The organism is Acinetobacter sp. RW6, assembly GCF_041956835.1.
GTDB classification, from domain to species: domain Bacteria; phylum Pseudomonadota; class Gammaproteobacteria; order Pseudomonadales; family Moraxellaceae; genus Acinetobacter; species Acinetobacter calcoaceticus.
This window is the reverse complement of the sequence record NZ_CP167121.1, coordinates 173,555-196,008: the sequence shown is the minus strand read 5'-3', so window position 1 is coordinate 196,008 and position 22,454 is coordinate 173,555. Positions and strand designations below refer to the sequence as shown.

Sequence of the window (22,454 nt, the reverse complement as noted above, 5' to 3'; positions counted from 1 at the left end):
ATGTACCTAATATACAAAAATTTTTATTCCAAAAATTAAGGATTTAAACTCGCATAAAAAAAAGCCCTACTCAGGCTTTTTATTTAATTTTCAAAAGATTAACGTTAAATTATTGAGTTTGCGCACTTAACCCTTCAGTAGACATATTCTGTTCAGCTATTTTTTCATCAATAGCAAATTGAATATCGGAAAGTTTGGCATTAGCTGCATCTATGCCAGATTTCATAGTAGCTTCACGACCTTTCACATCAAAAATATGCGCTTTTTCTCTTAAATCCGGTTGAATAACAACATCCGCATATTGTAATTCTTCTGCCGCTAGACGACCTTGCATAATATTAATATTCTGGTTAAACAGTCCCCAGACATTCGAGGTTTCTGTGTAAATAGGCTGAGCTAAAATATCAACAGCAATAATGACATCAGCACCTAAATCGCGAGCGACTTCAACAGGTACAGGGCTCACTAAACCGCCATCGACATATTCAGATTTACCTATTTTAGTTGGTACAAACATACTTGGAATTGAAGCCGAAGCCCTTACAGCTTGCCCAGTATTACCATAGTTAAACACAGTTTTAGTGCCATGCTTTAATTCAGTTGCAACCACATACATTGGGATTTTCATTTTTTCGAGTGGCATGTTGTTTACTTGCTCGTTAACGTAGTTTTCTACTTTTTTGCCATCAAAAAAACCTTTTAGCCCGATACTAATATCTCGCACATCGCCAGCTTTCATTTTTAATGCAGTATCACGTAATTCAGAAGGGCTTTTACCACTTGCATAAAGTGCTCCAACAATACTACCGGCGCTGGTACCTACAATAAAATCGGGTCGAATACCATGTTGTTCCAAAACCTCAATGACGCCTATATGAGCATAACCTCGTGCTCCACCGCTACCCAGTACGAGCGCAACAACTGGACGTTTTTGCTGTTTTTTAATTCGTGCAAATGGCTGATCGACAGAACGAGCATAAGCCTCCGCTGTTTGCGGTTTTAGAGCAGCAGATAAGTGTGTAGTGGTCTGGCAGCCTGCCAACACCATAGAGAGTCCGAGAACCCACAATTTAAGCTGTTTCATGGCCTATTTTCGCACTATGAGGTTTAAGTTCGGATTGCAATTTTAGTTGCTAGTCTTGTGAAAAGCTGTATCGAATTTATTTAATTTGTCATGTTTAAAATTTAGACTCAAGTATTTTATCTATCCCCCTATGAAAAAGGCCCCTTATTTATAAGAGGCCTTTTTTAACTTACCAGATATCTGAATCAACTTTCTTTTTCAATTCCGGATACTTATCAATTTTAAACTCAGGCTCTTTAATGCCTTTTTTCAATTGTTCACGGTAATCTTTCAACAATGTGCGCGCCATCGGCGTTAACAGTAAGATTGCAATCAAGTTAATGGTTGCCATGATACCCATAAACAAGTCAGCCATAGACCAAACGAGTGGAACACTACCAATTGCACCGAAGTACACCATCACCAATACAAAAATACGGAAGATGAACATGACTTTCGGATTGTTATTAATAAACTGTACATTACCTTCTGCATAGGCATAGTTACCTAGTACAGCTGAATAACAGAATAAGAATAATAAAACTGCAAGGAAGTCTGAGCCCCAATGTCCAACTTGAGTTTCTAAGGCACGTTGTGTTAATTCAACACCGACAAAACCTGCATCTTGGTAAACACCAGAAACCAAAATGATGATTGCAGTACTTGTACATACGATGAAAGTATCTACAAATACACCGAGCATTTGTACCAAACCTTGGTTTACAGGATGTTTTACATCAGATGCAGCCGCTGCGTTTGGCGCAGAACCCATACCGGCTTCATTAGAAAATAAACCACGCTTAATCCCTTGCATCATTGCCATTGATACTGCCGCACCAAAGAAACCACCTGCAGCAGAGTTAAAATTGAAAGCTTCAGTCACAATCAGCTTTAAAATATCAGGCAAAATTGCATAGTTACTGATTGCAATATATAGAGCAACAGATAGATAAAGACCTGCTTTTAAAGGTACAAACATCTCTGCAAATTTAGCGATACGCTTAATACCACCAAAAATTGCCAATGCCACTAAAACTACAAGAGCAAGGCCAACCCATGAAATTTCTAGATCAACGCCACCTAAATGAGCAATAAAATTAGCTTTGTCCCAACCCCAAGCATGTGATGATGCATTAGCAATCGCATTGATTTGAACTGAGTTGAATACGAAACCATAGGTAAAGATCAATGCAAGTGCGAAGACCACACCAAAGGTTTTACTACGTAAACCTTGAGTAATATAGTAGGCTGGTCCACCGCGGAACTGTTTAGTCTTACTATCTCGAACTTTAAATAGTTGAGCAAGCGTAGACTCAATAAAAGCAGAGCTCATACCAAGAACAGCTGTTACCCACATCCAGAACACTGCACCAGGACCACCAATTGCGATGGCAATTGCTACACCAGCAATATTACCTACCCCAACACGGCTCGCAAGGCCTGTTACAAACGCCTGAAAAGGTGTAAGACCATGCTCATCTTCGCCTTCTGTACGACTGCTTTTCATCACTCGGATACTTTGCAAGAACATGCGAATTTGCACTGCTCCTGTTAAGACCGTATAAAAAACACCTACAGCCAGCAAGAAAATAACCAAAAAGTCCCATAAAGGGTCATTAAAAAATTTTACCCACGACATCAGTGTGGCATTGAGTTGTTCATTCATACTCGGTCCGCTTACGTTCCTTGCTAATGTGCTAAAAGCACATGCCAAAATACTGCAATAAACAAAAAAGCCCCTAGAAACCGGGACTTTTCAGTAAATTCAAGAAAAAACTTTTAATGTCAATTGAATAGCAATTATCGTCACAAGCTTAAGCAACATCATGCCCAACACTAAGCCTTTGAAGGTTGCATGAGAGAAAGCTACCTTCAGACAAAATAGTATCATTGCACTACTGAAAATTTCCGCTTTTGGAAAAACAGTATGCATCGACTCAGCTAAAAACTTGGAAACTAACAAATGACCACCGCTAAATAAACTCGTCTAATGATTCCCATCAATCAAGCGAGTTATACAAAATCTGGATTTAAGCCAATAAGCATATTTACATATACTTTTGAGCAAATGTCTAAACTGGATATAAATTTCAAAGACTGTAACAAGCGATCGCCATAACGCGACTATCTGCGCTCTTTTCTCCATGATCAAAGAAGAGTGCATTTAGACCTGTACTAAGCTGTTGTATTTTTTGTGGCTCAGTAGCTGCGTGAGTTACGTTCATTTTCATGGTTGCAATGGTAATCGCCAATCCTTGTTTCATGAACTGCTTGTTGATGAGTGGTAGACTCATGTAAAGCTCCTATACCTCGTGTATTTCTCCATTTCTGCACCTAAATCCTTTTTGTAAAGGGATTTTGTTTGCAGCCACTATTTCCTAACGTGAGTATGGAGAAATCATACCTGCGTAAAAAAGTCGGTATTATGCAGAAATTTAAAGTTTTGTGTATATTTTTCATTAAAATTTTATATAAAAAATGGTCATATTTTATATAAAACTATCCGTTTTGTACTGTTTTTAAACATATTATACCTTTTTTTCAATTGAATATTTTTCATCCACTCACTGTTATGCTTTTATTTTTATAACCGACAAAATCATACTATTTTGTCTATTTAAATCTAAAGTGGCATATTCGAATTATGATTAATCAGACAATATGTCTAAACTAATTAAATTATCATACCTGTAAGAATATCTCTTTTCTAATATTTTTTGCTTATAAATGAAGTACTTTCAAAACATGAAATTAAGCTTCAGTAAAGTATGAAATATTTAAGACAAAGATATAGGAGTATCTCATGAATCTGGAACAAGTTCGTCTCGTTGATGAAGCTATCACTTCTCGACATTCTGTCCGCGCTTTTTTAAATACTCCAATTGAGTCAGGAGTTATTAAAGATATATTACAAGTCGCAAGTCGAGCACCTTCTGGAACAAATACTCAACCGTGGAAAGTCTATGTAGTAACAGGCAACAAGCGTAATGAAATGGTTGAACGTGTTTGTGCAGCACAAATCGAAGTTTCAAAAAACCCGGAACTTGCAGAACAATATAAAGAAACTTTTGCCTATTACCCTGAAAAATGGATATCCCCTTTTATTGACCGCCGCCGCGAAAATGGTTGGGGGCTCTATGGTCTACTCGAAATTAAAAAGGGCGAAAAAGAAAAAATGGCTGAACAACAGTTACGTAACTTTAAACTGTTTGATGCACCAGCCGGCCTTTTCTTTACAGTAAATAAAACCATGGGAATCGGGTCTAAAATGGATATCGCAATGATGATCCAAAACGTGATGGTTGCTGCCAAGGCACGTGGTTTAGATACATGCCCACAAGCAGCTTGGAACCATTTTCACCCTATTGTTTTAGATATGGTGGGTGCATCAGATGATGAAGAGCTAGTTTGTGCAATTGCGTTAGGTCATGCTGATCCTAATCACATTGTAAATACCTTCATTACACCTAGAGAACCTGTCGAAAATTTCACAGTTTTTCTAGACGAATAAAATCTAAGTCGCCATTCTTTTAAAACTATGAGAATGGCTTGGTTTCTACTTGTTGCGCCGCTTTTAAAACGACAACGAACCCACTCAGCGTAAATAACACCATCATCACGCCCATGTTGAGCGATGCAGACCAAATGAGGAAGTTAAGCAGCACGCCCCCCAAGAGGCCACAAGCGAATTGCATACTTCCCATAATTGCACTGGCTGTTCCTGCACGGGCACCTTGTTTGGACATTGCCAGCGCCATTGCATTTGGTCCTGTTAGACCAATGCCTGAAATAGCTAAAAATAGCCCTAACATAACAAGCCATAAAGGCGCAGCAGGAATTAAACCCGCAATAAATACGATAATGGCTCCAGTCACTTGTACAAGTGAACCTGCCTTTAACCGTTTAGTGATTTCAACACGTGATGTTAAATGCTTATTTAAAGATGACATCAACATAATACCAAAAGCATTTAGTCCAAAGACATAAGCAAACTCTTGCTGATTCAGTCCGTATTGATCCATAAAAACTGCTGGTGCTGAGCTGATATAACAAAATAGCGCCGCCCCTGTTAAACAGCCTGCAAACATAGGTAAGCGGAAACTCGCATCTTTGAAAATAGCCCCATAGAGGGTAACGACTTGATATGGTGACAGCTTGAGTCTTTTATCGATTGCCAAGGTCTCTTTAAAGAAGAAATGTACGCACAACCAACATATGACTCCCACGATTGAAAGCGCAATAAAAATCGCTTGCCACGGAAACCAAATTAAAATCCATGCCCCAATCATAGGTGCCAAAATAGGTGCTAACCCCATGACAATCATCATGCTTGAAAAAGCTTGTGCCGAGCCTTGAACATCTAATCTATCGCGTATGGCTGCACGGGCCATAACCACACCAACACAGCCACCTAAAGCTTGCAAAATACGAGCAGCAATCAAGCCCCATTCATTTGTAGCCAATACACAAAATAAGCTTGCGACTGCATAAAGTGCGAGACCAAAATAAAGTGGTTTTTTTCTACCAATCCGATCGCTTAGAGGACCATAAACCAGCTGCCCAACAGCTAAACCAAAAAAGTAAGCTGGTAGTGTATTGGCCACCATTTGTGTACTTACCCCAAAATCATGCGCCATCTGTGGCAAAGCAGGTAAGTACATATCGATGGATAATGGCCCTAAAGCCGTAAGTAAAGCGAGCAACATAATCCAGCCAATAGAGTATTGACGCTGGGCTGTTTGTTCAGACATAACGATATTTCATTTTTCAATCATTTGCATACAGACAAGCTTACACTGTCTATCGTATGATTTGTGCAACATTGGTGTAGAAATACACAAATCCTTTATCCTCAGGTTGATCAGCAAGGACTTCCTTTGAAATCTTGGTTTAAACGCCTAAAAAGAGCGACTTATAACACAACATTTATGTATAACGTGCGAATGCTGATAGCCTTTTCAGGAACTGCTTTCGTGCCTTATTTTCTGGGCTATCAATTAGCAACAATTCCACTTACTTTAGGTGTGGTTGCAGCCGGTTTAAGCGATATTGATGATCGCTTTTCAGTACGAATCATGAACCTGATTTATACTTATATTGGGTTCTTCATTACCGCCGCTTCCGTACAATTACTTTTCCCCTACCCAATGGCTTTTGCTTTGGGATTGATTGCTTCGTGTATTGGCTGGATTTTACTGGGTTCATTAGGACGTCGTTACGCAACCATCTCTTATGGATGTTTGGTTGTTTCAGTCTATACCATGCTAGGTGTTCATCTCTTCGACCACTGGTATATTCAACCAGCCCTTTTAGTTGCAGGTGCTGCATGGTATGGCTTAATTGCAACTATTAGTTTTTTACTATTTCCGGTTCGACAACTCCAAGACAAACTAGCTGCATCTTATGCATCCCTAGGTGATTTTCTATTTGCAAAATCAAATTTGTTTGATGTAGATATGACTGCTGCCAGCTATCAGCAAAGTATGATCGAACTGTCATTAGAAAACGGTAAGTTAATTACGATTTTTAACGACTTAAAAACAGCTTTATTAACTCGTTTAAAAGGTGACCGTGGACAAAAAGATACGCGCCGGAGCTTACATTATTATTTTGTCGCTCAAGACATTCATGAGCGTGCTGACTCCGCTCATATCGACTATCAAAAGTTAGCCAAAATTTTTCAGCACAGTGATATTTTATTTAGATTCCAGCGAATTTTGGCGATCCAAGGCAAAGCTTGCCAAGAGTTAAATGAATGTATTTTACAACGTAAACCTTATAACCATAATAAAAGGTTTAAACAAAGCTTTGAAAACCTACGCCTCTCATTAGAAAAGTTACGTCGTGATCAGCATTATGACCTTTTATGGGTAAATGCGCTTTTCGCTTTATACCAAAACTTAAAATCTATCGATTCCCAGTTACTCAATCTGGAAACAGAACAACACATTCAATCTGATAAAGTAAAACAAGCCGAAAACCAGCTTAAAGATGATGATTTACAAGGATGGAATGATATTGTCATCCGGATAAAACAAAATTTAACTCCCGAATCTGTGCTGTTCCGCCACGCGATTCGTGTATCGATTGTTTTATTTATTGGATATGTACTCATCCAAATGACCAATATTGAATATGGTTATTGGATTATGCTTACAGCTCTATTTGTAAGCCAACCTAATTTTAACGCTACCAAGCGCCGCTTACGTCTACGAATTGTTGGAACGTTAGTTGGGATTATTGTAGGTCTTGCGATTATCTTCTTAATTCCTTCAACTGAAGGGCAACTATTTATGTTGATATTAAGTGGAGTACTGTTTTTTGAGTTACGCAGTAAACAATATGCGCAAGCAACTGCCTTTATTACAATTTTGGCATTAATTAACTTTAATCTGGACGGTTCAGCAATGGCTGCGGCCATTCCAAGATTTTTAGATACCTTAATTGGTTGTGCTTTAGCTTGGTTTGGCGTGACATTTATTTGGCCCGACTGGAAGTTCCGTCGTTTACCTCGCAACATCAGACGTTCATTACAAGCTCAATGTAATTATTTAGCTGAAGTCGTCAAACAATATCATGAAGGCCATAATCATGCGCTGAATTACCGAATTGTACGTCGAGCTGCACACAATACAGATGCTGAAGTAGCTTCACTTATTTCCACTTTAGCGACTGAGCCAGACTTTGACCCAACTCGTAAATCCGATATTTTTGAATTTTTATGTTTAAACCATACATTTTTAAGCTATATCGCGGCACTTGGGGCACATCGAGAAAGCCTTCAGGATCAAGCTGTTCTTAAATTATTAGACCAAGCGCTAGATGATATTCAAGGAGCTCTCTTAAGAGATGAGATGCCTGATCTTACAGCACAAAATATGCTCCAAACGATACGTCAGCGTCTAAGCCAAAATGATGAAAATGACCAAAAATCACTCATTATTTTACAGCAGCTCTCGCTCATGCTTGGGGTATTGAACCGATTTAGTATGTTAAAACAACGGCTAAGTCATGATCTTGATAATGATGCCAGTGAGCTTGCATCATTATAAATTTGCATCGGAATTTAGTATTAAATTGGCATAATATCCTTTCCTGACTTATGCCAATTAGTGCTAAACTTAAAACAGTTTACAATTTGTTATTTGCACTATGACCGCGAAAACTTTATACGCTTATACGCTTCAGCCTGTTCCATATGACGTGTCAGAAGCTGAACAACGTAATGCACAGCTTCTTATCTGGCGCAGCACCAATAAAATCAGCACAAAAATTTGGGCAATTATGGGTGTAGTTTTAGCCCTAGCTATATTAGGTCTTATTTTTATTAAGAACTACTCTACTGTTTTTTGCTGGGTTGCTATTGTCGCTGTAGTACTTTACTACCTAGGTCGTAAATACGGATTAGAATGGTACGTTAAACGCAAAATGAATGAATTTCCGGTACAGGAAATCAAAGGTATTCGTTTAGGTGTACAGCCTCATGGTATTGTGATGCGCCAAAAAATGGGCCAACAAGAAGGCGTTGGTACAATTGGATGGAAAAATATCTACGAATGGTACAATGGACCTGATTTCATCTTGGTAAATTTCAAAGTAAAAGATCCAAAAGGCCAAGAACAACAAGGTGCTTATATTTTACCTAAGCGCATGGATTCTAAAAACTTCTCGTTCAATACGATTCGCACGCATTTAAAAGAAGCTGTAGGCGAACCGAAAACTCTGTAAGTTTTGATTTCATAAAAAGCCTCCTTATGGAGGTTTTTTATTGCAGTAAAAACAAATGATAATGAAAATTAATATTATCTCCAAAATCCATATTATCTACTCAATCTTCGGCTATACTTCGTTACAAGATCTCCATCATATTTACATTTTCGACCATGTTTAAAAAAATTTTATTTCAAATTCATTGGTTTCTGGGTATTACTGCTGGCCTAATCTTATCCATTATGGGTGTAACAGGTGCAATTTATTCTTATGACCAACAAATTTTAAAATGGGTAAACTCTGATAGTTATGTTGTTCAAGCTGAAAGCACTCCAAAATTAACCCCTGCTCAGCTATATCAACATTTCAATACGACTCAGCCTGAAATTAAAATTAATAGCATTACGATTGCCAAGGATCCGACCACCTCTTCTACTGTCAATATTGAAAAAGAAGGTGAACGCCGTGGCTATAATATGATGGTGAATCCTTATAATGCTCAGGTTCTGCCCGATGTTAAAGGCAGAAAACTGTTGTTATTAATACAACAAATTCATCGTAATTTGACCGCAGGCGAAGTTGGTAAGCAAATTACTGGTGCTTGTGCCTTAATGTTAATTTACTTTGTACTGAGTGGATTATATTTACGCTGGCCTAAAAAGCATTCTGCGCGTCAATGGCTCGCGGTTAAACCAAAATTGAAAGGCCGAAATTTTATTTGGGATCTACATGCTGTTGTTGGGACATGGGTTATTGTTTTTTATCTACTATTCGCATGTACAGGTCTATATTGGTCTTATGACTGGTGGCGCAGCGGCATGTTCAAAGTGATGGGAGTTGAACAATCCAAACCACAAGGTCATGGCTCCGCTCCTCAAAATCGAGGAATGCAACAAAATAAACGATCTGAGCATAATACTGATAAAAAATCAGAGCCTCAGTTAGATAATACTCAACTCATTACAGTACTTAATCAAACATGGAGTGGATTCAATAGTCAGGTCGGACGTGATTATTCGACACTAACATTGAACTTACCGAAAAAAGATGATGGAAAAATTGAATTAAGTTTTGTCGATGCTACCCCGCAACACGAACGTGCACGCAACCAAGCCATCTATAATTATCAAACTGGCACTATCGAAAAGATGGAGCTTTACGAAGATAAAAAGCTTAATCAAAAAATCATGAGCAGTATGTTACCCGTGCACCGTGGTAGCTTCTTTGGACCAATTTATCAATTCGTTGCGATGCTTGCTTCATTGGCAATGCCTTTATTCTTTGTTACAGGCTTGATGCTTTATCTTAAACGCCGGAAACAGAAAAAGTTAACACAGGCGGCTCGTCAGTCTTTAGCTGGGCAATACATTGATCCAAATGCAAAGCCTTGGCTTATTACCTACGCAACTCAAACTGGCGTAGCAGAACAACTTGCTTGGAGTACAGCAACAAGTTTACAAGAAGCTCATCAGCCAGTTCTGGTTAAACCTGTACAGCAGCTAACACAATCTGATTTAGAGCAGCATGAGCAGGTTTTATTTGTAATCAGTACATACGGTACTGGTGATGCTCCCGACCTCGCTACAAGCTTTGCTAAAAAGCTTTTAAAAGTGAATCTGGATCTTAAGCACATGAACTATGCTGTTTTGGCGCTAGGTTCTAAAGAATATCCTGATACGTATTGTAGCTTTGGTCATGCAGTAGATGCTTGGCTTAAAACTAATGGTGCTCATGCCCTCTTTAATACAATTGAAGTTGATAATGCACACTTAGCGGATATTCAAAACTGGAATCAAGCACTCGCGAAAGCAACTAAATTAGATTTGCACGCTGTAAATTTAGAAAAAGTTTTTGATACATGGACATTACAACAACGTGACTTACTCAATCCAAATAGCTTAGGGCAACCTGCTTATAATATTGAGCTTAACGCAAAGCACGAAGCAATATGGCAAGCGGGTGATATTGCTGAAATTCAGCCTGGTAATAGCCCTGAACGTATTCACGCATTCTTGCAGAAGCATCATATTCTTAAAAATTCCAAAGTTGACTCATTAGATATCTCAATTGAGAAAGTGCTTTGGAGTAAAGACTTAACTGGTGAAATTGAACCATTTGCTAATCTAGATCATTTATTGGAACAGCTTCCTAACTTACCAACGCGAGAGTACTCAATTGCGAGTATTCCTTCTCAGCAAGTGCTTCGTTTAGTTGTTCGTCAACAGCATGATGAGTCTGGTAATTTAGGTTTAGGTTCTGGATGGCTGACTCAACATACTCAAGTCAATGATGACGTTGCTTTGCGTATTCGTACCAATGAATCATTCCATCTTATTGATGACAACCGCCCTATTATTTGTATTGGTAACGGAACCGGTATTGCAGGTTTAATGAGCCTGTTACATACACGTACTCGTCATGACTACACTGAAAACTGGTTAATCTTTGGTGAACGTCAAAGAGGATGTGATTTCTTCTATGCATCAACTATTGAAGCATGGCAAACAACAGGAATGTTAAAACGCCTAGATCTAGCATTTTCCCGAGATCAAGAACAACGCGTGTATGTTCAAGATGTAATCCGTCAGAATGCAGCAGAATTAGTAAGCTGGATAGAGCGCGGCGCTGTTCTCTATGTTTGCGGTAGTATTGATGGTATGGCAAGCGGAGTCGACCAAGCACTGGTTGAAATTCTAGGTGATGAACAGGTAGATGAATTAAGACAACAAGGCCGTTATCGCCGTGATGTTTATTAAAGGCCAATAAATCAGAAAACCGAGTAATGGCACAGATGCTTTACTCGGTTTTTTATTGCATTCAGAATGATTTTGCATACACTGTCTGCAATTTAAATTGCAACTGTAAACACAATGCAAGTCAGTAAGTGGATCCGTATTTTCCTAGCAATCATTGGTTCGATTTTATTTCTAGATGGATTGGTTCTAATTTGTCTCAATAAAATTAATGTCGGCACAATTATCCCTTTAATTTTGGGCGCTTTCTTCTGCCTCTATTCTTTATTTTATTATCATTTAGAGCGTTTCTTCTTCTATCATTATCGCTTACACACACTTTGGCGTTTTGGATGGTTATGCCTCTGGATATGGCTAATTAGCTTAGGCTATTTCTTTGATTTTATTAAAGAGAATAAAGAGACAAGTCAAAATCTCCCTCCAGTAAATGCAATCATTGTATTAGGTAGTGGGGTAGAAAATGGTCAGCCATCCAAAACTCTTGCAAAACGTTTAGATACGGCCGCCCCTATTGCTCTAAAACAACTCCAAGCAAAAGTTGTTGTAACGGGAGGTCTTGATTTTTCAGAAAAGGAAAGCGAAGCATTAGTAATGTCTCGTTATCTAGAGCAACATTATCATTTAGCAAAAGAACGAATGATACTTGAAGATAAAAGTACAAGTACTGAACTTAATCTAATGAATAGTAAACCACTATTAGCACAGCACCACATTACCCTCGACCAACCGATAGCTATTGTGACAAGCGATTTTCACACTCCACGAGCAGCAGCTATTGCTAAAAAACAAGGTTATACGCAAGTTTATACAGTGGCTGCTGAAACACCATTAGCTACTCGCTACAATTCTTGGTTACGAGAATATTTCGCTTTTGCAAGTGGATGGTTTTTTAACGAATATTAAGAATGACTTATTTCAAAACTGCTATTAAAAAATAGTAGTTTTTTTACGCAAGAAAGTATTGTTATTCGTTAGAAATAGACCTAGTAAGCTTATGAAATATATAAAGCTCTATTTGAGTCATTACATGGCAAATTTAATATAAGAGAAGTCTATTCAATAAAAATATAAAATAAATTTTTTAAGAAAATTTTATGTGAAATAATTTTTTAGTCTATAACTCAGGCAATCACTTTTAAACACAGTTAGGTTTTAAACCTATAGCCCCCAATTAAATAACACAAAAGTCATTTATCCAAATAAGACATAACTTAACTAATGATTTTTTAGTCAATTGGAGATATAAACATTGAGCTTTAAAATAGAACAACTAAATTTAGAGTGACTTATATAAAGAATTCAAATACAGATTAAGAATTACAAATAAATAAGCAACTTAAATATTGGAAAAATTTAACTTTCGGAATGAAATAATGGTGGGCGCTGACGGGATCGAACCGCCGACATTCTGCTTGTAAGGCAGACGCTCTACCAACTGAGCTAAGCGCCCTTAATGAGAAAAGATAACGAATGTATCTTTATACTCTACATTCTCTAGACAAGGGAATCAAGAGAATGGCGCAGCGGACGGGGCTCGAACCCGCGACCCCCGGCGTGACAGGCCGGTATTCTAACCAACTGAACTACCGCTGCACTACAATACTTTAAAATAAAGCATGGTCACATATATGGTGGGCGCTGACGGGATCGAACCGCCGACATTCTGCTTGTAAGGCAGACGCTCTACCAACTGAGCTAAGCGCCCCAAGAAGAAAAAATTAATTATTCATTAATTTTTTGATATAAGATTTTTACATCTCAAATCATCTTCCAAACACAACCCGAACTGAAAAGTGGCGCAGCGGACGGGGCTCGAACCCGCGACCCCCGGCGTGACAGGCCGGTATTCTAACCAACTGAACTACCGCTGCACTTTCACAATATCGAAATTGTGGGGTAAAACGATGTTAAGTCTTAAGTGGCGCAGCGGACGGGGCTCGAACCCGCGACCCCCGGCGTGACAGGCCGGTATTCTAACCAACTGAACTACCGCTGCACTTGAGAGCTTAACGTAAAGGCTTGGTGGGCGCTGACGGGATCGAACCGCCGACATTCTGCTTGTAAGGCAGACGCTCTACCAACTGAGCTAAGCGCCCTTTAACGTCTTCATCGTTTGTGAGGTGCATTATAGAGAATCTTTAACAGGTGTCAAACGCTTTTCGACTTCTTTTTAAAAAAATGCGAATGAATGATTAAAAATAAGTCATTATTAAGTAAAAAACAATTTTTTGTATTTTATTTAAACACTTATTTCAATATTTTCTGCATTTACACCGCGAACCAAGAATAGATAAAACTCGCACTCAGGTTAAAGATTGTTCAGATAAATAAACTAATGCATCTTCAGCAACTAAATTAAATAGCTCAATGATTTCTTCATTACGCATTCGAACACACCCATGTGACATTGGCACCCCCATTGGTTGCGTGTCTGGAGTTCCATGAATGTAGATATAACGTTGCATAGTGTCGTGGCCTTCCCCTTTATTAAACCCAGTCTCTAGGCCATCTAACCAGAGAATACGAGAAAGTATCCAGTCTCGTTCAGGATATTGGGCAGCTAACTCAGTGTTATAAACCTCCCCTGTTGGCTTACGTGCGATAAAAACTGCATTTTGGGGAGACTCTGCACCAATTTTCTTAGCCACTCTATGCCATCCACGTGGTGTTCTACCCGTGTTTTCCTGCTCACCAATTCCATTCTTTCCGGTAGAGACGACATAAAACTTATTATGTTTAGGCAAAGTTAACGTTTGATTTGCTAAATCGATGAGAACATCAGCATCTTCGAGTTTAAATTGAGTCATTGAACTTATTCTCTTATCTGAATATCACTTTTGAATATATTTGTTAGGTTTTACAGCTCAATAATGGTTAACCATTACCTATATTTCTATACACAGCCATGGGGAAAAAACAAAATATTAGTGGTCTTTGTTTTCTGGCTCAGGGCGTAGCCATAACCAAACTGCAACGATGAACATAGTAATATCAGTAAAAGCCTTGACCAAAAGTGGCGCTGAAGTAAATAGCATTATAATTCCGCTAATTGCCATCATTATGCTTGCAATCCACTTCGCTTTACGAGGTACTGTGCCATTGGCTCGCCAATTACGTAATGTTGGTCCATATTTAGGGTGATTTAACAACCAATCATCCATTTGTGGCCAGCCTTTTGAAGCAGCCCAAGCAGCCAGAATCAAAAACACTGTTGTCGGCATACCTGGTAAAATTGCTCCAATAATGCCTAGCGTGATAAAAATCACGACTAAAGAGCGCCAGAACAATGTTCGCATATATAAACCTTAACCTGCTGTTGGCGTTAGTATAAAGTGTTTTTCTAATGTTTTTTTGTTGATCCGTTATGAAATTAGGATGAATTACTTCGAGTATTAAATGTATGAATATTGCCTCAGTTAAAACGTCCTATTTCGAGCCATGGCTTCAATTTCAACATCCTATCGTTCGACAACTCGCTTTTTGCATTGCCAGCCCAAATTTACTTTGCCAATTACCCACAAGTTTATCTATCCAGCATCACTTTAATTTGCATAGCGATAAAGTATGGGAAGATCATTTTCAAGATTATTTACCACGGTTAAAACAACTTGATGAATCACCAGAACCCCTACTTCAATTTTTATCTCAGCTTAAAAGTACACGTTTAGGTTTACGCTTTGAACATCTACTCTGGTTTTGGTTACAAGAAGATCAGTATCATCATTATCAATTATTGGGACATAGTATTCAAAAAATTGAGGGGGCAAAAACATTAGGCGAGCTGGATTTTTTAATTTTAAATAAAGACACTCAAAAAATTGAACATTGGGAGGTCGCCTTAAAATATTATCTCGGTGAGGCAGATTTACATTTAGAACAATGGATTGGCCTGAACCGTCAGGATACTTTAAGCAAAAAGCTTTACCACTTTACCAACAAACAATTTCAGTTTCCTGAAGCATTAAACTTTGAAATTCATCAACGCTTTGCAGTTTTAAAGGGACAACTTTATCTCCCTTTAGATTTAAATTTGCAGCAGCCCCTACCTGACTGGGTCAATTTAAAGCGTCGTTTGGGATATTGGGGCACCACAATTCCTCATTCCTCTTTTTATCGATTAGAAAGGCACGAATGGCTGTGTCCAAATAAACAACCTAGTTCCGCCCCAGCACATTGGTGGACAGACGGCTTATATTGTAAAAATGGTCAGGAGGTTGTGTTTTATATGTTTAGACACCCTTCACACTTAAAATTTAAGTCAACATTCAGAAATTCAAATAATTAACAATAACTTTAAGCTTCCAGAAACATTTTATAACGTTTTTACTATTAAACAGTCATGTTTCTTTTTCCGTTTGTTTTTTAATCTAAATTTACTTCATTATTAAATTTAAACGGAGAAAATGATGAAAAAAGTTTTAGCTGCTTCTGTAATGATTGCTGTTGTTTTAACAGGCTGTAATACGTTTAAGGGTTTTGGTAAAGATGTTTCTAAAGCAGGTGATGCTGTAACGAATACTGCTGAAAAAACACAAGATAAAATGTAAGTTAGAGTTGTCACTAAAAAACCTTATCATTCCGATAAGGTTTTTTTATTTTTACGTACCCATCAGGTAGAGATTCGCCTATTATATCGGACTATATTTCACCTGATCAGCACGCAATTTCCGGTATGAACCATTCAGATACTCTCTCGCTTAGCCTAGAACTTTTACAACAACCTTCTGTTACTCCAATTGATCACACTTGCCAAACCATCATGGCAGACCGTTTAAGCCAAGTTGGTTTTCATATTGAACCAATGCGTTTTGGTGAGGTAGATAATCTCTGGGCACGTCGCGGAACTGAAGAACCTGTATTTTGTTTTGCAGGTCATACTGACGTAGTCCCGACAGGTAAATTAGAAGCATGGAATTCAGACCCATTTGCGCCTGAAATTCGCGATGGAAAATTATACGGTCGCGGTTCAGCTGATATGAAAACAGCTTTGGCTGCTATGGTTGTCGCATCTGAGCGTTTTGTAGCGAAACATCCAGACCATAAAGGATCCATCGCATTTCTGATTACTTCTGATGAAGAAGGTCCTGCGGTTAACGGTACGGTCAAGGTTATTGAGACTCTTGAAGAACGTAATGAAAAAATTAAATGGTGTTTGGTCGGCGAACCCTCAAGTACTCATAAATTAGGTGATATTGTTAAAAATGGGCGTCGTGGTTCCCTCAATGCTGTATTAAAGGTCCAAGGTAAACAAGGCCATGTGGCTTATCCACATTTAGCACTAAACCCAATTCATGAAGCATCACCTGCTTTAACAGAGCTATGCCAAAGCGTTTGGGATAATGGAAATGAATATTTCCCAGCAACATCATTTCAGATTTCAAATATTCATGCTGGAACTGGTGCAACCAACGTAATTCCAGGTACTTTAGAAGTTACTTTTAACTTCCGTTATTCAACAGAAGTGACTGCTGAACAGCTTAAACAACGTGTTCATGAGATTTTAGATAAACACGGTTTACAGTATGAAATCGTTTGGAATCTCTCTGGTTTACCTTTCCTGACGCCAGTTGGTGAACTCGTTAATGCGGCTCAAACTGCTATTTTAAATGTAACTGGCACTGAAACTGAGCTTTCAACAAGTGGTGGTACTTCTGACGGACGTTTTATTGCTCCAACAGGCGCACAGGTATTGGAGTTAGGCGTTCTTAACGCAACAATTCATCAAATTAATGAACATGTTGACGTACATGACCTCGATCCACTGACTGATATTTATGAACAAATTTTAGAAAATTTATTAGCTAAATAAAAATTAAAAAAAGGAACTCAAATTGAGTTCCTTTTTTTATAGATGAAGCGAATTTTGGATATATTGCAAATTAGGAACGTGGTAGCGTTGATTCTCCATACGCACATATTTAAATACAGTTGGGTGCTGCAAAGAGTCCTGTATATCTTCGTTTTCATCTACGACTTCAGAAATACGCAGACGAACTGAAACTGGCATCGATTTACATATGAGTGCAAAACGTTGGCTGATATCTTCACTTTCAATAACTAATGCCACCGCTCGCGAATCAATTTCATTATGCACTGTATAGACTGGAAGTTTTACGTCATGCCATTCAATATGCTTGATACCATTTTTAACATCCATAGCTGATAACACTATGTTTTGTGGTAATAGCATCGGCACTTGCTGATCACATTCAATAATATATGCATCAATAAAACCAGTTGAAACAGTAATTAAATGTTGAAGTTCTTGCTGATCCATTTCATTAATTAAAGATGTACTGATATGACTCTTCATTAGGCAAGTTCCTCTTCACGTATCGTGAAAAAAGCATCAATATTGTGAAGTAAGTCTTCTTCTTGGAAAGGTTTACCCATGTATTGGTTAACCCCTAAAGTAAATGCTCGTTCACGGTGTTTTTCGCCAGTCCTAGATGTAATCATAATGACTGGCATATCTTGATGTAGATCATGATGTCGTACGAGGTTAAGTACCTCAAAGCCATCCATTCGCGGCATTTCGATATCAAGCAGCATCAGATCTGGTTTAATATTTTCCAACTGCTCAATTGCATCGATACCATCTTTAGCAGTGACTACGTCATAGCCCTGACGTTCGAGTAAACGAGTCGTTACCTTACGGACTGTGACAGAGTCATCTACAATCATAATGAGACGGCGTTCATCAGACTCACGTTGTCTATAGATAGCTTCATTAAGCTGCTTATGTCGGCGGGTAGACTGAATTTGGCGAGCAATATTTTGTCCATCTAGAATTAGACAAACTTGACCATCACCTAAAATAGTTGCGCCTGCAATCGCACCAATACTAGAGAACTGCTGCCCGATTGGCTTGACCACAATCTGCGCACGTGAACCAATAAGCTGATCAACCAATAATGCAATTGTTTGTCCATTATTTGTCTTAATCATTAATACTGGTAGTGAATACATTATCCCGCTTAAACGCGGAATTGGTTGATTACCAACAAACTCAGATAAATAGCGTAATGGATAGCGTTTATTTTCAAATTCAAAGAATTCTTGTGCACTTCCAAAATACTGTTCTAATGATGTTGGTGAAACTCGAACAATTCGATCAATTTGAGCCAAAGGAATTGCAAATTGTTGATCAGCAACTTTAACCATTAAGGCATCACTAACAGCCACTGTGGTTGGAACGCGTATTGTAAAGATTGTTCCTTGCCCATACACAGAGTCGACACTCACATGTCCGCCCAAAGCTTTAATATCACTTTGTACAACATCTAGTCCTACACCACGACCTGAAATCTGAGTGACTTGATCGGCCGTACTTACCCCTGGATGGAAAATCAACTGTAAAATATCTTGATGTTCTAATACTTGCTCAGAATTAATCAAACCAGACAATAGGGCCTTTTGACGGACCTTCTCGATATCAATACCTCGGCCATCATCCTTAAATGTAACAACAACATCCGTACCTTGACGATGAATATTCAGTTCAATACGTCCAGTTTCTGGTTTTCGCGCTTGTTCACGTTGCACACGATCTTCTAAACCATGGTCAATTGCATTTCGAAGCATGTGCTCAAGTGGAGTAACCAAACGTTCTAGCATTGTCCGGTCTAATTCACCTTCGGTATTATTAACAAAAAGCTCTGCTGGTCGATCCAACGCAGTAGAAGTCTGCCTCACAATTCTTTGTAAACGAGGTAGCAATCGAGAAAATGGTACTAATCGTGTTCGCATTAGCCCTTCTTGAATTTCGGCCTGAATACGTGATTGCTGTACCAGCAAACTTTCAGTGTCTCTGATTTTTTCAGATAATGTATTTTTGAAATCCACTAAATCCGATGCAGATTCGGCAAGTGATTTCGATAATTGATTCAATGAAGAATATTGGTCCATCTCTAGAGGATCAAATTCTGTATAACGAGAGTGCTCAATACCGTGTTTTGCAATAATCTGGCTTTCTAATTCGCCTTCCATTCGACGTAACTGATCTGCAAGTCGTTGAATGGCTAATTCCATTTCCACTAACGTATGGCCAAATTGACTTAGATCCATTTCAATTCGTGAACGGTTAATCGAATTTTCACCAGACAAATCAATCATTTTCTCAATTAAATCTGCCGAAACCCGGATCATCTCATTATTTTGTTCAAGATGCTGCGTTTGTTCCCATGCCCCCATCATTGGTGGTGGTTCTGCCCCATCACCTTGCACGAAGCTCATTACAGGTTCAGTACTAAATAGATCAGTTCTAGTCAACTTACTTGGAATTTGTATTGCAGTTTCAATAAACTGAATATTTTCTAAACTTTGTTGTAAACCATCAAAATGTTGATAATTTTGCTTGAAAATTGCTTCTTTTAACCAAACAATCGCACTCTCTAGCAAGTTGTCATAAATATTTGAGCTAAAATGATAAAGCGCAAATTTTTCAAAAGCGTTTTCAAGTTGATAAGCAATCGCTTGTACGGTTTCAAGTCCCACCATACGGGAACCACCTTTCAAGCTGTGCACTGCCCTTTGAAGCTGAAGCAAGATACTACGATTGGTACGCTGCTCGAACCACTGCTTTAATAGGTGATCGGCCATCTCTAACAGCTCGGCCGCTTCCTCCATAAATGTCTGCTCGACAACAGAGTCAATATCCTGATCTTGGATACTGTCTGTATAGCCTTCTGCATCAAAAACTTGTAATTCTGTGTGTTCAACAAGTCTAATATTAGACTCAACAATCTGCTCAAAATTAGAAGTTAACTCATCGAGATTTAACGCAGTATTGTGTATAGCTTCTTGTTGTAATACTTCAAAACTTGATTCCGGTATAACATCTGTTTCAGACTCTGCTTGCATCTCTTTAGCAGCAGACCCGAGTGAATTATATACCTTACCTGCATTCTTAAGCGCTTGAATAGTATGAGAAGCAGCATAATCTAGGTGCTGTTCACGTACTATTTGTAGGCGATCAGCTAAATCATCTTGAACCAGACGGATAAAATCAATGAGAGCAGATGAAGTAATTAACTGTCTTTGAATTAAGCGCTCATAAATACTTTCTAGTTCATGTGCAATTAAACCAATATAATTTGCCTGAATCATATTTGCCCCACCTTTTAAGGTATGCAAATAGCGCATCAGATTATTAAGAGCAGCAAAGTTCTCTTGATCATTAACCCAAATATTAAGATCTGTATCTATTCCTTCAAGCAACTCATCGGCTTCTTCAAGAAAAATATCTAACAATTCTGGATCAAAATAACGGTTTACGTGCTCAGTAAACATGAACTGGCGATCTAAATGCACACTCTGGCTCATGACTACATGATCAGTTAGTATACTTTCGATAGATGCTGAAGGTTCATTTGCTGTTTGTTCTACATCAGCATTAAAGAGTGACTCAACAACGTCCTGATGACTTTCTAATGGTTCAGAATTAAGGCTTGGAATATATTGGGTATATAGTTTTAGCTCTTCCAAAATATTTTGGTGTTGCTCAATAATACTAACTCTTTGACCCGCAGCTAATGCATCAAATAACTGAATTAATTGTTGATGTGCTTTCTGATAAATTTCAAAAACATAATCTGAGTGTAATAAATCAGGTCGATCAAGCAATACGTCATAGCTATCTTTCAGCTGGTTCGTATATTCATATAAACCAACCATGGCCTGCGACTGAGTATGTTGCAATAACAAATCAGCCTGTTCACTTAAACGTTCAAGATAATGAGGGAACTCAGAACGAATTCCTTTCTCAAAATCTAACTCTGCATCAAGTAATTCTGAAACATCGAGCTGTAACAGCTGAGATACTAAACCATGTGGAGGCGTGAGCGGGCTCGCATGCTCCCCATGTTGTTCCATATAAGCATCCCAAACCTGATTGAACTGTTTCAGGTTAGAGTCTAATTGCTCATTAGAGCAATGCGCAGCCAATAGATCTAAACAATTTCGAATAAACTGACGGTAATCACGGAGTAGTAAAATTTCTTCTGAATGAGAAGATAGCTCTTCTTGTAATAGAATTTTAAATAAATGCTCAACTTTAGTACTAGCATCAAAAATTGCTTCTACCTGAGCCATTGCCGAGCTGCCGCGCAACGTATGTAATGCACGGATTAGCGCATTGTAACTCTCATGCTGATGTATTTCTTGTTCTAAGAACTGATCGATGGTCGCTAAGTGCTCCTCCGCTTCTTCCATAAATAAAACTAAGGTTTCAGCAAGGTTATGTTCACTTTCTACGGCAGTTTCTAGAGTTAAATTATCTGATTCCTGTTCTAAATCACCCACCTCTAAACCAGTCTTAGTTTCCGCAGTGAGAGTATCCGACAATAATAAAAGTTCTTCTAAAGCAGGCTCTAAACTTTGCTGTTGTTGTAATTGTTGTCCCAATAAAATAAGAGGCCTAAAATCTACTGCATGTTCCTTTTTAGATTTAAAGTCATCTACTAATTTAAAGAAATAGAACTTAAATACCAACTGAACATATTGTTGGACGTTAGGAGTTAATGTGAGACTCTCATTGATTACCCGATTAAGCGTATCTTCTACAGTCCAAGCAAGCTCAGCAGAGGATTTCGCTGCAATCATTCGCCCCGAACCTTTCAAGGTATGAAAATGGCGACGGATTTCAGTCAGCGTAGCAACATTTTTAGATTGCATCCATTCATGAATCAAAGATTGCAATTCAACAAAAATTTCTTCAATTTCTTCAACGAAGATATCAAGAAATTCGGCATCTTGTTGAGAATAGCTATCTTCCGGTAGCATCATTGCTTCAGTTAAAGTTTTTAATATTTCTTTCATAGCAAAGGCTTCTTTTGCTTGTCCCCTAAATGGAGAAAAACGACAGAGTCAACACCAGATAAATAGCTGTGTCCCCAATACTTATCTGGTGTTGTTAATACTTTTTAGAA

Annotated in this window: 17 protein-coding genes and 6 tRNA genes; 8 read left to right on the top strand and 15 right to left on the bottom strand. The window is 38.3% G+C overall.

The window, feature by feature from the left end; all coding sequences use genetic code 11:
* Positions 1-109: 109 nt before the first annotated feature.
* The 4 genes from ACB088_RS00975 to ACB088_RS00960 form a co-directional block, all read right to left on the bottom strand.
* Positions 110-1,084: a patatin-like phospholipase family protein gene (locus ACB088_RS00975; protein ID WP_307012654.1), complete on the bottom strand. Its 975-nt coding sequence runs from the start codon at positions 1,082-1,084 to the stop codon at positions 110-112.
* 169 nt (positions 1,085-1,253) lie between these two features.
* Positions 1,254-2,729 (bottom strand): sodium:alanine symporter family protein, encoded by a 1,476-nt coding sequence (locus ACB088_RS00970; RefSeq protein ID WP_004639031.1) that lies wholly within the window; start codon positions 2,727-2,729, stop codon positions 1,254-1,256.
* Between the two features lie 99 nt (positions 2,730-2,828).
* A complete protein-coding gene (locus ACB088_RS00965) occupies positions 2,829-2,969 on the bottom strand; it encodes a hypothetical protein (RefSeq protein WP_132071758.1) in 141 nt (46 codons plus the stop codon).
* A 184-nt stretch (positions 2,970-3,153) separates the two neighbouring features.
* On the bottom strand, positions 3,154-3,357 hold the full coding sequence (locus ACB088_RS00960; RefSeq protein WP_375037763.1) for a hypothetical protein: 204 nt from the start codon (positions 3,355-3,357) through the stop codon (positions 3,154-3,156).
* 509 nt (positions 3,358-3,866) lie between these two features.
* Here ACB088_RS00960 and ACB088_RS00955 point away from each other — a divergent pair.
* On the top strand, positions 3,867-4,574 hold the full coding sequence (locus tag ACB088_RS00955) for a nitroreductase (protein WP_375037762.1): 708 nt from the start codon (positions 3,867-3,869) through the stop codon (positions 4,572-4,574).
* Positions 4,575-4,599: 25 nt separating this feature from the next.
* Here the strand turns inward: ACB088_RS00955 and ACB088_RS00950 are convergent, their stop codons facing one another.
* Positions 4,600-5,814, bottom strand: a complete 1,215-nt coding sequence (locus tag ACB088_RS00950; protein ID WP_199990736.1) for a multidrug effflux MFS transporter — start codon at positions 5,812-5,814, stop codon at positions 4,600-4,602.
* Positions 5,815-5,940: 126 nt separating this feature from the next.
* Here ACB088_RS00950 and yccS point away from each other — a divergent pair, with 126 nt between their 5' ends.
* The 4 genes from yccS to ACB088_RS00930 all read left to right on the top strand — a co-directional run bounded on the left by yccS (position 5,941) and on the right by ACB088_RS00930 (position 12,429).
* Positions 5,941-8,115 carry a YccS family putative transporter gene (gene yccS / locus ACB088_RS00945; RefSeq protein ID WP_375037761.1) on the top strand — a complete coding sequence of 725 codons (2,175 nt, stop codon included), beginning with the start codon at positions 5,941-5,943 and terminating at the stop codon, positions 8,113-8,115.
* Between the two features lie 100 nt (positions 8,116-8,215).
* A complete protein-coding gene (locus ACB088_RS00940; protein ID WP_005036343.1) occupies positions 8,216-8,791 on the top strand; it encodes an SdpI family protein in 576 nt (191 codons plus the stop codon).
* Between the two features lie 155 nt (positions 8,792-8,946).
* Positions 8,947-11,529, top strand: a complete 2,583-nt coding sequence (locus ACB088_RS00935) for a PepSY domain-containing protein (protein WP_375037760.1) — start codon at positions 8,947-8,949, stop codon at positions 11,527-11,529.
* Between the two features lie 114 nt (positions 11,530-11,643).
* Entirely contained in the window at positions 11,644-12,429 is a 786-nt protein-coding gene (locus ACB088_RS00930) for a YdcF family protein (protein ID WP_080027716.1), read from the top strand.
* A 471-nt stretch (positions 12,430-12,900) separates the two neighbouring features.
* Here ACB088_RS00930 and ACB088_RS00925 read toward each other — a convergent pair.
* The 8 genes from ACB088_RS00925 to ACB088_RS00890 form a co-directional block, all read right to left on the bottom strand.
* Positions 12,901-12,976: transfer RNA gene (locus ACB088_RS00925), tRNA-Val, on the bottom strand.
* A gap of 66 nt (positions 12,977-13,042) precedes the next feature.
* A tRNA-Asp gene (locus tag ACB088_RS00920) sits at positions 13,043-13,119 on the bottom strand.
* 36 nt (positions 13,120-13,155) lie between these two features.
* Positions 13,156-13,231, bottom strand: a tRNA-Val gene (locus tag ACB088_RS00915).
* A gap of 89 nt (positions 13,232-13,320) precedes the next feature.
* Positions 13,321-13,397: transfer RNA gene (locus ACB088_RS00910), tRNA-Asp, on the bottom strand.
* A 48-nt stretch (positions 13,398-13,445) separates the two neighbouring features.
* Positions 13,446-13,522, bottom strand: a tRNA-Asp gene (locus ACB088_RS00905).
* A 24-nt stretch (positions 13,523-13,546) separates the two neighbouring features.
* Positions 13,547-13,622 (bottom strand) — tRNA-Val (locus tag ACB088_RS00900).
* Positions 13,623-13,829: 207 nt separating this feature from the next.
* Complete coding sequence (gene elsL, locus ACB088_RS00895; RefSeq protein ID WP_375037758.1) at positions 13,830-14,333, bottom strand: cell wall-recycling L,D-carboxypeptidase ElsL; 504 nt, start codon at positions 14,331-14,333, stop codon at positions 13,830-13,832.
* A 117-nt stretch (positions 14,334-14,450) separates the two neighbouring features.
* Positions 14,451-14,822, bottom strand: coding sequence for a YbaN family protein (locus ACB088_RS00890; protein WP_375037757.1), 372 nt, complete (start codon positions 14,820-14,822; stop codon positions 14,451-14,453).
* 104 nt (positions 14,823-14,926) lie between these two features.
* On the opposite strand from ACB088_RS00890, the gene ACB088_RS00885 reads away from it, so the two are divergent.
* The 3 genes from ACB088_RS00885 (at position 14,927) to dapE (ending at position 17,335) form a co-directional block, all read left to right on the top strand.
* Positions 14,927-15,811 (top strand): DUF1853 family protein, encoded by an 885-nt coding sequence (locus ACB088_RS00885; protein ID WP_375037756.1) that lies wholly within the window; start codon positions 14,927-14,929, stop codon positions 15,809-15,811.
* Positions 15,812-15,929: 118 nt separating this feature from the next.
* Positions 15,930-16,073 (top strand): entericidin A/B family lipoprotein, encoded by a 144-nt coding sequence (locus tag ACB088_RS00880; protein ID WP_003655297.1) that lies wholly within the window; start codon positions 15,930-15,932, stop codon positions 16,071-16,073.
* A 125-nt stretch (positions 16,074-16,198) separates the two neighbouring features.
* Positions 16,199-17,335, top strand: a complete 1,137-nt coding sequence (gene dapE / locus ACB088_RS00875) for a succinyl-diaminopimelate desuccinylase (protein ID WP_056483376.1) — start codon at positions 16,199-16,201, stop codon at positions 17,333-17,335.
* Between the two features lie 36 nt (positions 17,336-17,371).
* Here dapE and ACB088_RS00870 read toward each other — a convergent pair whose 3' ends face one another.
* Both ACB088_RS00870 and ACB088_RS00865 read right to left on the bottom strand, forming a co-directional pair.
* Positions 17,372-17,839 (bottom strand): hypothetical protein, encoded by a 468-nt coding sequence (locus ACB088_RS00870; RefSeq protein ID WP_004639007.1) that lies wholly within the window; start codon positions 17,837-17,839, stop codon positions 17,372-17,374.
* Positions 17,839-22,344, bottom strand: a complete 4,506-nt coding sequence (locus ACB088_RS00865; RefSeq protein WP_375037755.1) for an Hpt domain-containing protein — start codon at positions 22,342-22,344, stop codon at positions 17,839-17,841. The genes ACB088_RS00870 and ACB088_RS00865 overlap by 1 nt, the downstream gene beginning before the upstream one ends.
* Positions 22,345-22,454 lie beyond the last annotated feature (110 nt).